The following is a 12,825-nucleotide window of genomic DNA, read 5'->3' as shown; positions in this document are numbered from 1 at the left end:
GATATATCCTACAAGGAACCACTTAACTACGAAATCTTTCTTTAAGGATTTGAAACGAATATATGGAGAAATGCCAAAGAGGGCAGTTGTGGATGGGGGGCCATGGTACACTGTTATGGAGAAACCCGGGATTAAGAGAACTGTAATATCCGAGGATATCAGAAATTATATCGAGCGATGATTCAAATCTGTAAAAAGGAGGATTAAGGTGTTTGATAAATATTTCCCACATAAAGAGGGACTTGTTCAGCATATTAATAACTGGATACAGATGTTTAATCATAATTACATCAGAAATCATCAAAATCTAAATTCATATACGCCGTATCAATGGGAAAGATGTTTTAACTGAACAGTGTCTTTGTGTACAGCCGTTAAATATATATCTATAGATTCTCTACTTCACTTTCGCATAACCTAATATAATATGTATTCTAATTTTCCTCTAGCAGTGGGTCATTTATGTATATTGAGAGAACCGAAGAATATCTGGAAACCATACAGGGTTTGATCACTCGCACCAGTTCCCCGGCCAAGAACAAGGATATAGCAAAGGAACTTGAAATTGCTCCGGCAACAGTTACTGAAATGATACAGCGTCTCTCGGATGAAGGTCTTGTGACTCATGCTCCTTATCGCGGGGTTGAATTGACCGAATCCGGAATAATACAGGCCAACAATCTCCAGCGAAAACATCTGGTGCTCAAGAACTTTTTCACCAGGGTACTTGATATAAATGAAGAAGTAGCGGACCAGGAAGCCTGTGCGCTCGAACATGTTATGTCAGATGTTGTACTTGAAAGAATGTGCTCTTATCTGGCAGAAAAAGGCCTTTGCGATATTTCTGAAACCACTCTGCCTGCTAAATGTAGTTTGAGCAGGGAACATTATATTTCTCTTGTAGAAATGAATGAAAAGACTAAAGGAAAAGTGGTAATGGTTGCCCTGCCAAAAGAGACCAAGGATAGGCTCACGTCACTGGGGATGGTCGCAGGAGAGGATATTGAAATCAAAAGAAAACAGAAACAGGGATGCATTTCTATAATTACCAAGGGTACTGAAATAGCCCTGGGAAAAGAAGTGGCGGAAAAAATCTTTGTAAAACCTGCAGAAAACGACCACAGGCAGCGGAGACGTGGTACTCATTCCTGATTCTTGCTGCGGGGCAGCCGAAAAACGCATGCATGACGGCGATCATGACATGACAATTGCCTTTGTTGGCAATCCCAGTGTAGGTAAAAGTGCTTTTTTTTCCAGGGTCACCGGTGTGGGTGTCATGGTTTCCAATTATCCGGGAACCACTGTGGAAATGACACGCGGGACTGTAAAGGTTGGCCAGAAGAAAATAGATATCGTTGATTTGCCGGGTATTTATTCACTGGGTACATCCACAGAGGACGAACGGGTCTCAAAGGAATACCTGCTGCGTGAATATCCCGATGTGATTGTAAATGTGGTGGATGCCACAAGACTGGAACGTAACCTGTATCTTACCCTCCAGATACTGGAACTCGGTGTACCCGTAGTAATTGCCCTAAATCAGCTGGATGCCGCCAGGGAAATGGGTATTGATATTGACGCCCCCAAATTATCCCGGCTACTTGGTGTGCCGGTTGTACCTACTGTTGCCACCAAGGGAATCGGGCTTGAGGAGGTCCTGAAAGAAGCAGTTGACCCATCCCTTTCACCAGCAGGGCGAATCCGTGTTCACTATGATAACCATATAACTAACGCTATCAATGACCTTGGTGTGGATTTTCCTGATACTGCCTCTGTAATAAGATTGCGTGCCCTTGAAAATGACAGTGATTTTGTACGCATGTGCTGCAGACCCCATGAGGCAGACCTGCTTTTGTCAAAAGCTTCAGAAATGGCTTCAGAGATCGAAGATGCCCACAATATGGCTATTTCAGATACCATGGCAAGAGACCTCTATGGGGAAGCCGGCCAGATTACAGACTCGGTGCAGTCAATTGTAGAAAAGGACACTTCTCTAAAGCATCGTATTGATGATATGCTCACATCTGAATATGTGGGTGTCGTGGGTCTTGCAGCAGCCCTTTTACTTACTTTCCTTCTGGTTTTCAGGGTTGGGGGATTCCTGGAAGAGGGAATCGTCCATCTTTTCGAAACCTACCTCATAGCTCCGGTTGAAGCGGAGCTTGCAGCAAGCAACCCCCTTGTGCGCAATGTGATCATCTATTCCCTGCTGGGCATAGAGGCTGGATTTGCCATTGCAATTCCCTACATAGGGATTTTTTATATTATACTCTCCATTTTCGAGGATTCGGGATACCTGACTCGCGCAGCTTTCCTGCTGGATAACCTGACCCACAGGATGGGATTGCATGGTAGGGCAGTGATTCCCCTGGTACTGGGATTGGGTTGTAATGTACCGGCAATCATGGCTACCCGTGCATTGAATACATTGAGGGAAAGGCGTATCGCTTCGGTTCTCATATCCCTTATCCCCTGTTCTGCAAGGACTGTTATTATTCTGGGACTTGTAGGCACTTTTGTAGGTTATTGGGCTGCAGTATCTATCTATGTGCTGGAAATCTTTATAATTTTCATAACCGGCTGGATATTGGGTAGGGGTCTTCCCGGGGAGCGGACCGGTTTTATAATGGAGATGGGTCCGTTGAGACATCCTGATGTTGTGTCCACTCTTAAAAAGACCTGGCTTAGGATACGTGAGTTTGTCTACATCGCTTTTCCTCTGCTGATAGTGGGGAGTGCATTTTTGGGTGGGCTGGATAGCCTGGGTATACTGGATATTTTCGAGAATGCCGTATCTCCTATATCTGTGGGGATTCTCGGTCTGCCTGCTTTTGCTGCCACAGCACTTGTATTCGGTATATTGCGCAAGGAAATGGCGCTTGAGGTACTGGCGGTACTTGCGGGTACTGCAAATTTTGCAACGGTATTGACGCCTCTACAGATGTACGTGTTTGCTGTAATTACAACAATATATATTCCATGTGTTGCAACCATTGCAATACTTAAACATGAGCTGGGCACAAGGGATACTGTTATGATCTCCACATTTACGATACTCCTTGCATTCACAGTGGGTGCAGTGGTCTACCAAATCGGAATGCTCTTGTAAAATAGGTAAAAATCGGCAGGTTTTTAAAAACAATCAACGGTGTTAACTTTAATGACACGCATCACTGATCCCCGGAAAAGAAATGCAATATCTGTTTTACAAGATATTTTTGAAATGAACAATATGAGGGAACCTGTGGGAGAAGAGGTAGATTCGTTGCTCGAAACCATAGGCACACATGCCAGTCTTGTAGAGGGCGATGTTTTATTAAAGGAAGACTTTGGTGATACAGGCCCTTATTCGCCATTGAGAGACAATGAAGGAATGTAATTTTACCAGTCAGGCGCGAGATTGAGTAAATCTACTATATCCCGCAGGATGTCTGGATCAAACTCATCATCTATCCTGTAGTCACTTATTACATGGCCTTCCAGGCTGATCCCATCCACATAACCGTACCAGTATATCACCATTCCACTGCCATATAATTCTTCATAGTGGAAAAACTGCTTTTTGATATAGGTCTGATGATCGGTTTCGTTACCAAATACGGCTTTGCTTTCGATCCAGTTTACCTGCTGACCCCGGATCTCAACAGGATCAGGAAGGAAAAAATCAGGTGTCTTTTCTGCACTTTGTTTTCTCAATTCTTCTTCTGTTAGATATTCGATATTTCTGTATTCAAGCCACTTGGCTACAATCATTTCCCCTAATATTCCTTTCCTGGCCTGAAAAGAGTGGGCTTCAGGTGAAAAATAAAGATCTATTTCAAGAGCTTCCTTTATTTCAGATGCAAGCCGGTTGTCTTCTATCTCATCTAGGTGGTTGAATACGTATTTCTTGGACATCCCCATCTCTTTTAGCAGCGTTGTAGCTATAAGTGTAGGAGGGAATTTGTATTCTTCTGAAAGTTGAATTATACTGCTGCCCCTTTTCCATTTTTTGAGCAGTAAAGCACTTTTATTCTGTATGATATAGTATTTTTTCTTGACATAATCGATAATTTTCTGGTGCAGGATGGAAGCGATTACGCCTACGGGCTGGCAGTAATCCAGGGCCAGTTTTTCGAAGTCTGAAGCATTCGTGACGCTTCGGTGTATCTCATTGAATTCAGTTTTGTCCATCTTTGTTCCCCTTCAGGAGACATTTGTGGCACTGCTTGGTCGCACAGTACCTTTTAGCATACTCCACCATCAGGGCGTGGTATTCCTTATACATTTCCACATCTTTTGGAATATTTTTTTCAAATATTTCCTGCAGTTGGTGGTAATTACCTTCAACTCCGATACATCGCATTATTCTGGTTGTATATGCATCAATTACAAAACAGGGTTTGCCGGCAGCATATAACAGGATACTATCTGCAGTTTCAGGTCCGATACCCTTTAATTCAAGTAAACGTCTGCGTAGTTTTTCTGTTGGAAGGGAGAAAAGTACTTCTTCACCGTGATAATGAAAAAAACTTGATATTCCTTTTAATCTGCTGGCTTTTTGTCTGTAAAATCCGGTACATCTGACATCCTCTTCAAGTTCCTGCAGATCCATCTCTGCCAATCTGCCCGCCTCAACCATATTTTTCTGTTTAAGGTTATCGATAGCTTTTTCCACATTCGTCCATTTTGTCTGCTGGGTAAGTATTGCTCCCACGATAACTTCAAAAGGGGTTTCAGCAGGCCACCACTGCTGTGAACCAAATTCCCGGATAAGTGTGTTATAAACAGATTGCAGCATCTCTGCATGCATATTATCTGCTTTATCTGTCGGACCAGAACTCTTCTTCATAATCATCTGGAAGGTCAAGTTCCATTGCTTTATCTATACTTTTCCTCTTTCCTTCTGTGGATATCTCTCTGGTTTTTTCTTTTGTGGGAGCCTTATCTCTTCCAGGTTGTGGGATTTCTTTTGTGGGTTCTCTGGAATCTACCGGTGGTTCTGTTCTGTCCCTGAGTTTTTCCTTCACACGTTGAGCATATTCATCCACTACAGATTCGGAACTCCTTCTCATTTTTGTGGTCTGATTATACCCAACGGAACAGTTCTCATCACCGCTACGCCAATCCACATGGTAGAGGTGACACTTTCTTTTTTTGCACACATGAGTCCTATCAATGGGACAGATTTCCGGTAAAGACATACTTAACACTCCTCATATAGGTGAATATTAGAGGCTTTTAAGAGTATCGGCTATCAGGGGGGCTACCGAGATACTGCTCTGTGGTTTTTCAAGGGTATCAGTGGATATAATCTCCTTGACACCAGCATTGTAAAGACGCACCACGGCATTGCGTGCAAGTACCGGGTGTATACAGGCAACATATATGTCTGCTGCACCCTGCTCTTTAAGCATACGGATAGATTCTGCCATGGTACCACCGGTTGCAATCATGTCGTCCAGCAGTATCAGATCCCTTCCGCTCACATCAATCTCTTTTTCAGCAATCGTTACACTTTCTCCGCTATGCCTTGTTTTTTCAAGTTGTTCGTAGGGAATGCCTATATCTGCAGATGCACTTTTTGCAAGTTCGAGGGCACCAACATCCGGGGAGATTATGAGTGGATCTGTCAGGTTCAGAGAACGTATATGATTCCCGATTAAGTGTGAAGCGTCAAGGTCAAAGGAATCGGCATTGAAATGTTCAAGTATGCTTCTCTCATGTATGTTTACAGTGAAAACCCTGTCAGCATTAATGGTTCGGCCAATTGCACGCGCACTGACCGGTTCTCCCCGATTGAAAACTTTGTCCTGTCTGGCATATCCCATATACGGTATTACAACGTTGATGGTTGGTGCTTCTTCACAAGCATCTATTAATTGTAGCAGGGCTACATAATCACTATCTGTAGGTGTACTCTGTATTATAGTAACATCATCGATGCTGTCATCCCTGATGCGGGTATACAGTTCCCCGTCAGGGAATCTTTTATAGTCGCATATTGTGGGAGGCGTATTGAGTTGCTGTGCCACTTTAGAGGCAAGCAATTGGGAAGCTGGTCCGGCTATTATTTTCACATCATTCCCTCGCTTTTTTGATAATGGTTATGAATGTATTGGTTACTTATAAGAATTGGGTATCAGCTTTCTTTTGCTTTGTGGATTACCTCAATATCAGTGATCCGGGTATGGGGATAGTTTCCGGTTTCATCCTTCTCAAGTGCTTTGACCATGTCCCATATTGCAAGGAGGGCACAGCTTACGCCTGTAATTGCTTCCATTTCCACGCCGGTCTGGCCTCTGGATTTGACGGATAGGTTAACAGTAATCCTGTCTTTACATATCTCAAAATCCATGTCGATACCGGTTATCGGGATCTGGTGGCACATCGGAATAAGTTCCGGAGTCTTTTTGACAGCCATTATGGCGGCAATACGGGCTGTGGCCAGTACATTGCCCTTTTCGACATATCCCTTTTGGATTTCTCCAATAGTTTCTTTACAAAGGAATATACTCCCCCGGGCAAGAGCAGTGCGTTTGACCTCGCTTTTTCCGGATACATCGACCATATGAACATGGCCATCTTTGATGTGAGTGAATTCTCCCACGGATTCGCCCCATTTAATCTATTCTGAGATTCTGGCGCTGCTTATAGTCCTCAAGTTTTTTCCCGAGGGCTTCGTACAATGTCTGGGCTTCACCAAAACTCAACTTGATGATTTCTTCATCTTCTCCATGACTGATTATAACTCGCAGTCTGTTCCTTTCAATATCCACTACAACATTCCTGTCTTTTGTATGTGTCATTTTATCACCTGTTATTGTCTCATAATGTCTGTAATATGTTCGATCACATCTGTTGCCAGTAATCCGTACCCCTTTTTTGCAAAAGCCACATCTCCTGCCTCTCCATTAACAAATGCCCCGCAGCAAGCGGCATTAAACGCATCCGTGCGACAGAACAGGGCACCCACGATTCCTGCGAGCACGTCTCCTGTGCCGCCAACGGACATACCGGCATTTCCACTATAGTTTTGTCTTATGTATTTGCCATCAGAAATAATATCGGTTTTCCCCTTTAGGATGGTTATAACTTTATTTTCCCGGGAAAAATCATGTAACATTTTGGCCCTTGCAGGCAGTTCTTTTTCAACTTCCTTTCCTGTAAGTCTGGCGAATTCCCCGGGATGAGGCGTAAGTATCATTTCACAATTTTCAGGAGGGGGCAGTTGTAATTCATTAAGGGCATCTGCGTCCGCAACAACTTTCTTGCATAGGGGCAGGATTTGGTGTATTGCCTGGTGTATTGTTTCTTCGTTACCCAGCCCCATTCCGATAACCACCACATCGTGTGCATGAATAAGGTCTTTTAAGATTTCAATATCGTTTGTATGCAGGAGGTTGGAGGATAATTTCCTGACAATGAGGTTGGGGGAAAATGAGGCGATTGTGTCCGACACATTTGTCGGGGTGGCAACGGTCACGATGTCTGCACCGGTGCGCAGGGCAGCCATTGCTGAAAGGGCTGGTGCTCCGGAGTATCTACCTCCTCCGATGATAAGTACCCTGCCGGACTGTCCTTTATGTGAATCAATACGACGTTTGAGCAGAGGTTCCAGGTCCCCTCTGTTTACAGTGTCTTCTGCGTCCCTGCAAACGCCGATATTGATAACTTCGACATCTCCTGTAAATTCACCCTGGTTTTCGAGTCCGGTTTTCATTCTGTGGAATGTCAGGGTTGTATCTGCCATGACAGTATTCTCACCCTTTCCAGTAGCAGGATCGAGACCCGAGGGCGTGTCTACTGCAACCACATAGGAGTTGCCGGTATTAATGGCATCTATCAATGTAGCTTCAGGTTCCCTGACATGTCCCCGGATTCCCGTGCCAAGCAGGCCATCTACAATGACATCCGCTTCTTTGAACCATTGGAAAACATCGGATTGTGTGGAATCCGTAATCTCAGCCAGGCCCTTAATACCACAATGTTTCAATAAATTGAAATTTTCCAATGCGTCCTTTGTTCTTATGCCGCTTGCTTTCCCCGCCAGGATCACCCTTGCTCTAATATTATCATAATAACTTAGATGACGGGCGGCAACAAATGCATCGCCGCCATTATTTCCCCTTCCTGCCACGATCAATACATTGTTGTGAACATCCAGGGATAACACTTTACGTGCAATCGCAGCTCCTGCATTTTCCATAAGCTGTATCCCTTTCAATCCCAGATGTGTGCAGTTTGTGTCTATGGCTTTCATTCTGTCAGGTGTAATAGATTGCATTCTTTCCTCTGTTATTTATTGTTCTTCTGAGTTAATGAAATTTCTGCTGTTTTATCTTTTATTCACCATTTTGAGACGAAAATGTCTTAATAGTTAGGGATTATTTCATCTTCTACAGGGAGGTATATTCTCATTCCCGCCGCACCAAAAGAAAATGAACCTGAAAGGACACGTTTTAAACCTACCTATCTGATACTTGGAAGTGGAAGTATTGGTTTTGCCACAGCAAAGGCATTGAGGGAATTAGGAAAAGAACTTATCATAGTTGATAAGGACCCACAAAAAGTCGAGACCCTGCGTGAGGAAGCCTATGAGGCGATAGTGGGTGATATTTCCGAGATTGAAACTCTACGTGGCCTTCAGACTAAAAAACTATCCGGTGTATTGATTGTCAGTTCAGATAAAGAGGCCAATAAACAGGCTCTCAGGAATGTGAAAAAACATTTCCGTCCTTCTCTCTACTGTGTTGCAAGGGCATCGGATGTAATTAATCTGCAGGAAATGGAAGAAATTGGTGCGGATTTTGTGTTCATGCCATCCCGGATAGTATCAAAATCCCTTTCAAGGTCCCTTGAACGTGCTGAATCTGTGAGAATCGGTAACCAGCTTTCCCAGTGGTTCAGAAAAAACACTGGGAAAAGCCTTGCTGTAGTGGTTCATGATAACCCTGACCCTGATGCTATAGCAGGTGCCCTGGCCCTTAAACTCATGGCCGAAAATTATGGTCTGTATCCCACGATTCTCTATAATGGTGAAATAGGCCATCAGGAGAACAAAGCATTTGTAAACCTGCTGGGTATCAATCTCGAGCATATGGAAGGTCGGGATATATCTGAATTTGATGAGATTGCTCTTGTCGATTGTGCGGTGGCAGGGTCAAACAATATGCTTCCAGAAGGGACACATATTGGTGTGGTAATAGACCACCATCCTGTAGGTGATGCTGAAATAGATGCTGATTTTATTGATATTCGCCCCAATGTGGGGGCTTCTGCTACTATAATGACCAAGTACCTGCAGGAATTGAATATAGAAATCAGCAGTGAAATTGCCACAGCTCTGCTGTATGGCATTCGTACCGATACACTGGATTTTAAGCGCAACACCGATCCCAATGATCTTTCAGCTGCTTCTTTCCTTTATCCGATGGCCGACCATGAAGTTCTGGATCAGCTTGAAAGGCCGTCAATGTCTATCGAAACCCTTGATGTACTCGGCCAGGCTATCAAGAACCGGCAGGTCATTGGTAGCTACCTGCTTTCCAATGTGGGAATCATCCGGGACAGGGATGCTCTTCCTCAGGCAGCCGATTATTTACTCAATCTTGAGGGTATATTTACCACAATCGTTTTTGGTGTAAGTGACGAAGTTATCTATGTTTCAGGACGCAGCAATGATATCCGTGTCAATCTGGGTGCCATCCTGAAAAAGGCTTTTGGTGAGGGGTCTGCCGGTGGCCATTCCACAGCTGCAGGTGCACAGATTCCTCTGGGTGTTTTCAGTGACATAAAGGACCGTCAGACTTTACTGAAACTTGTAGATGAGGCAGTCGTTAAGAAATTCCTCAAGGCTGTCGGGGTAGAGGAAGTAGATGAATGAGATATGAATGAAGGAAAAAGAATATCGTTCACTTATTATAAAGGATTTGGAAAAACGAGTATTGGACTCTATTTCCATATCTCTTCATGATCTTGCCATGGAAATAGTCCGTATCGGTTTCAGATGCAGTGGATGTGGCAGATGCTGCAAGTTTTCCACTGGAGATAACAGCGTACTCCTGACCTATTTTGATATTGACAACTTGAAAAAAAACGGCAATATAACTGCTATTGAACCAACGGTAGCAGAAGAGGATATGTTTCTGGCAGATACTGAAGGTATAGTACATACATTCGGCTGGAGGCTTAAAAGGAAAACAAACGGAGAGTGTGTCTTCCTGGGTGAGGCCGGATGTGCCATATATCCATTCAGGCCTCTTCTCTGCAGGACCTATCCTTTCCATATCGCAGAAGGCAAGCTGGAAATTTCTGAATGTAAAGGGGAGGGCAGGATTATACCGCTTTATCATGCACGCAGGCTTGCAAATGAAGTGTTACAACGCTATATTATTGAACTTCGGGATACTATTATGACATACAGGCATTTTAAAGAGGGACCATTATTTCTGGCTTCCCAACCTGCTTCTGATTATAAGTTGATTGTACATGATAGCAGGGGAAAATGGAAACTCGATGACAAATGATTCTATCGATTGGTTTATTTATTATATCACACATTATTTTTGCTGATTATCATGTCTGCCAATGACTCTCACCCAATGACTATTTCAGAAAAGATATTTTCCCGTGCCTCGGGCAAGGAAGTCAAAGCCGGGGATTTCGTCCTTGCAAATATTGATCTTGCAATGACCCATGACATCACCGGTCCACTGGCTGTTGATGGTTTCTATGAAATCATGGAAGGTAAGGAAGAAAAAAAGGTCTGGGATCCCAGCAAGATTGTAATCCTGTTTGATCATCAGGTTCCGGCTGATTCTCTCCATGCAGCAAAGAATCACATTATGCTGCGTGAGTTTGCACAGGAACAGAATATTCTCAATTATGATGTTTATGAAGGGGTCTGTCACCAGGTGGTGCCCGAAAAGGGACATGTGAAACCCGGTGACCTCGTAGTAGGTTCGGATTCACATACATGTGCCTATGGTTCCCTGGGGGCTTTTTCCACCGGTGTGGGCTCTACGGATATGGCAGCGGTACTTGCTTCTGGCAAACTCTGGTTCCGTGTTCCCCAGACCATTCGCTTTGAAGTTGAAGGAAAATTGCCCGAGAGGGTTTATTCCAAGGACCTCATCCTTCACCTGATAGGAGATGTGGGTGTTGAAGGTGCAAGATACATGGCTGCGGAATATGCAGGTTCGACAGTACGTTCCTTTTCTATCTCCGAAAGGATGACCATGTCCAATATGGCCATAGAGATGGGAGGAAAAGCAGGTATCATCGAACCGGATAGTGTTACCGAAAAATATCTTCAGGAAAGGATTCCTGGATACAAGCTTAATTCCCATTGGGTTTCCGATGAAGGTGCGGATTATCAGGATATCCGTCACTACGATGTGTCGAACCTGGAGCCACAGCTTGCCTGTCCTCATAATGTTGACAATGTAAAGCCCGTTTCAGAATTAGAAGGAACAAAAGTGGATCAGGTATTCGTAGGCTCCTGTACCAACGGCAGGTTTGAGGACCTTGAAATTGTTGCCAATATGATGGGTGATGAACCCGTTGCAGAGGGCGTCAGGCTGCTGGTTATACCTGCTTCAAGGACTGAATACATGAAAGCCCTCAGGGCCGGCTATATAGAACAGTTCATGGAAGCCGGTGCAATTGTGGAATCTGCATGTTGTGGACCTTGTATGGGTGGCTCATTCGGCCTTCTGGGTGACGGTGAAGTTGGCCTGGCAACCTCTAACAGGAACTTCCGTGGCAGGGAAGGAAGTGCTGAATCCTTTGTTTATCTGGGCTCTCCTGCGACAGCTGCAGCTGCTGCACTGACAGGTGAAATAACCGATCCAAGAAAAATATAAGTAAGCAGTAGACGGGAGACCACAAAAAATATATTTATCAATGTTAATTGGATGATAAGACGTTGGCTGAAAAGCTTAAAGGTGTCCCGTCATACTGGTTTTTCTTCCAACGTCATCCTATTTATTTTTGAACAAGATATTTTATTACGTCTACCGGGCTCAGTATCCCGATTGGCCTGTATGACGCACCTACCTTTTCCTCTGACATTACTATCAGGCGATGAATGTGCTTTTCAGCCATCTGTTTTGCCGCATCCTTTAGTTTCATATCCGGATTTACGGTTTTAACAGATGATGCCATCAAATCTTCTATTGAGGCAATTTCCCAGTTTTTGTTTCCGAGTCTGGAGAGAATATCCATTTCGGAAACAAATCCAAAGGTTTCACCATTTTCGTCAACTGCTACAACAGCAGAAACATCACGATTTGCCATTGTTTCTGCTACCTCTGCTGCGGTTGCATCCATTGGTACTGTAACCACTCCTCTGCTCATTGCATCTTTTACCTGCATATTTTCCCCTATCATTTTTCTGACTCCTTGGAAAGATATCATTTACCTCTTCCTCATTTAATTTATTTTTTGCAGGCATATATAGGCATTGGCTATTGAAGAAGGGAAAATCATATAATATCATATATCCTTTGGAAAACTTGTATTCCTTTCTTCAGGGAGTGATTACCAATGAGTTCAATTTCAGTTCTAGAAGACGTATATGATGTTATAGAAGATCGCAAAGAAAACGCAGTTGAGGGTTCTTATGTATGCTCTCTTTTGAAGCACGATAAAGGGATGGATAAGATTCTGGAAAAAATAGGTGAAGAATCCACTGAAGTAATCCTTGCCGCAAAGAATGGACAGAAAGACAGGATTATTGAGGAATCCTGCGATTTGTTTTTCCACATGCTGGTTATGCTTTCAGCCAACAATATTACCCTGGACGAGATATCTGCTGAGATGAAAGGCAGACGTCACTGATAT

General features: G+C 43.7%; 16 protein-coding genes. 8 read left to right on the top strand and 8 right to left on the bottom strand.

The window, feature by feature from the left end; translation table 11 throughout:
- The 4 genes from CI957_RS10765 to CI957_RS08880 form a co-directional block, all read left to right on the top strand.
- On the top strand, positions 1-181 hold a 181-nt coding region (locus CI957_RS10765), incomplete at its 5' end, for a hypothetical protein (protein ID WP_206631063.1).
- Between the two features lie 281 nt (positions 182-462).
- The gene (locus CI957_RS08890) at positions 463-1,152 is read left to right on the top strand and encodes a metal-dependent transcriptional regulator (RefSeq protein WP_096712071.1); all 690 of its coding nucleotides are present in this window, start codon (positions 463-465) and stop codon (positions 1,150-1,152) included.
- Positions 1,136-3,109 (top strand): ferrous iron transport protein B, encoded by a 1,974-nt coding sequence (gene feoB, locus CI957_RS08885; protein WP_308736810.1) that lies wholly within the window; start codon positions 1,136-1,138, stop codon positions 3,107-3,109. The genes CI957_RS08890 and feoB overlap by 17 nt, the downstream gene beginning before the upstream one ends.
- Before the next feature lie 51 nt (positions 3,110-3,160).
- Positions 3,161-3,379: a hypothetical protein gene (locus tag CI957_RS08880; protein WP_096712072.1), complete on the top strand. Its 219-nt coding sequence runs from the start codon at positions 3,161-3,163 to the stop codon at positions 3,377-3,379.
- A 2-nt stretch (positions 3,380-3,381) separates the two neighbouring features.
- Here CI957_RS08880 and CI957_RS08875 read toward each other — a convergent pair whose 3' ends face one another.
- The 7 genes from CI957_RS08875 to CI957_RS08845 form a co-directional block, all read right to left on the bottom strand.
- A complete protein-coding gene (locus CI957_RS08875; RefSeq protein ID WP_096712073.1) occupies positions 3,382-4,173 on the bottom strand; it encodes a C15orf41 family protein in 792 nt (263 codons plus the stop codon).
- Positions 4,160-4,831 carry an endonuclease III domain-containing protein gene (locus CI957_RS08870; protein ID WP_241646042.1) on the bottom strand — a complete coding sequence of 224 codons (672 nt, stop codon included), beginning with the start codon at positions 4,829-4,831 and terminating at the stop codon, positions 4,160-4,162. The genes CI957_RS08875 and CI957_RS08870 overlap by 14 nt, the downstream gene beginning before the upstream one ends.
- The gene (locus CI957_RS08865; RefSeq protein ID WP_096712074.1) at positions 4,803-5,183 is read right to left on the bottom strand and encodes a hypothetical protein; all 381 of its coding nucleotides are present in this window, start codon (positions 5,181-5,183) and stop codon (positions 4,803-4,805) included. Before CI957_RS08865 ends, CI957_RS08870 begins: the two co-directional genes overlap by 29 nt.
- A 27-nt stretch (positions 5,184-5,210) precedes the next feature.
- Entirely contained in the window at positions 5,211-6,059 is an 849-nt protein-coding gene (locus CI957_RS08860) for a ribose-phosphate diphosphokinase (RefSeq protein WP_096712075.1), read from the bottom strand.
- A 62-nt stretch (positions 6,060-6,121) separates the two neighbouring features.
- Positions 6,122-6,589 carry a cyclic pyranopterin monophosphate synthase MoaC gene (gene moaC, locus CI957_RS08855; RefSeq protein WP_128754666.1) on the bottom strand — a complete coding sequence of 156 codons (468 nt, stop codon included), beginning with the start codon at positions 6,587-6,589 and terminating at the stop codon, positions 6,122-6,124.
- Between the two features lie 13 nt (positions 6,590-6,602).
- On the bottom strand, positions 6,603-6,788 hold the full coding sequence (locus CI957_RS08850) for a hypothetical protein (RefSeq protein WP_105460256.1): 186 nt from the start codon (positions 6,786-6,788) through the stop codon (positions 6,603-6,605).
- 11 nt (positions 6,789-6,799) lie between these two features.
- Positions 6,800-8,266: an NAD(P)H-hydrate dehydratase gene (locus CI957_RS08845; RefSeq protein WP_128754665.1), complete on the bottom strand. Its 1,467-nt coding sequence runs from the start codon at positions 8,264-8,266 to the stop codon at positions 6,800-6,802.
- A 189-nt stretch (positions 8,267-8,455) separates the two neighbouring features.
- Here CI957_RS08845 and CI957_RS08840 point away from each other — a divergent pair, with 189 nt between their 5' ends.
- From CI957_RS08840 to CI957_RS08830, 3 genes are read left to right on the top strand one after another with little or no spacing between them, the layout of a single operon-like run.
- Positions 8,456-9,865 (top strand): DHH family phosphoesterase, encoded by a 1,410-nt coding sequence (locus tag CI957_RS08840; RefSeq protein ID WP_128754664.1) that lies wholly within the window; start codon positions 8,456-8,458, stop codon positions 9,863-9,865.
- A gap of 7 nt (positions 9,866-9,872) precedes the next feature.
- The gene (locus tag CI957_RS08835; RefSeq protein ID WP_128754663.1) at positions 9,873-10,508 is read left to right on the top strand and encodes a YkgJ family cysteine cluster protein; all 636 of its coding nucleotides are present in this window, start codon (positions 9,873-9,875) and stop codon (positions 10,506-10,508) included.
- A gap of 51 nt (positions 10,509-10,559) precedes the next feature.
- The gene (locus CI957_RS08830) at positions 10,560-11,846 is read left to right on the top strand and encodes a 3-isopropylmalate dehydratase large subunit (RefSeq protein ID WP_241646040.1); all 1,287 of its coding nucleotides are present in this window, start codon (positions 10,560-10,562) and stop codon (positions 11,844-11,846) included.
- A gap of 121 nt (positions 11,847-11,967) precedes the next feature.
- On the opposite strand, the gene CI957_RS08825 is transcribed toward CI957_RS08830, so the two are convergent.
- Positions 11,968-12,399 (bottom strand): CBS domain-containing protein, encoded by a 432-nt coding sequence (locus CI957_RS08825; protein ID WP_241646038.1) that lies wholly within the window; start codon positions 12,397-12,399, stop codon positions 11,968-11,970.
- 129 nt (positions 12,400-12,528) lie between these two features.
- Between CI957_RS08825 and CI957_RS08820 the strand changes: the two genes are divergently transcribed.
- Positions 12,529-12,822 (top strand): phosphoribosyl-ATP diphosphatase, encoded by a 294-nt coding sequence (locus CI957_RS08820; RefSeq protein WP_096712081.1) that lies wholly within the window; start codon positions 12,529-12,531, stop codon positions 12,820-12,822.
- Positions 12,823-12,825: the final 3 nt, after the last annotated feature.

Origin of the sequence: Methanohalophilus sp. WG1-DM, from assembly GCF_004104135.1 — an archaeon.
In the GTDB taxonomy this organism is placed as follows: Archaea; Halobacteriota; Methanosarcinia; order Methanosarcinales; family Methanosarcinaceae; genus Methanohalophilus; species Methanohalophilus euhalobius.
The sequence above is the reverse complement of the archived record's forward strand: the minus strand, read 5'-3'. Positions and strand labels throughout refer to the sequence as shown.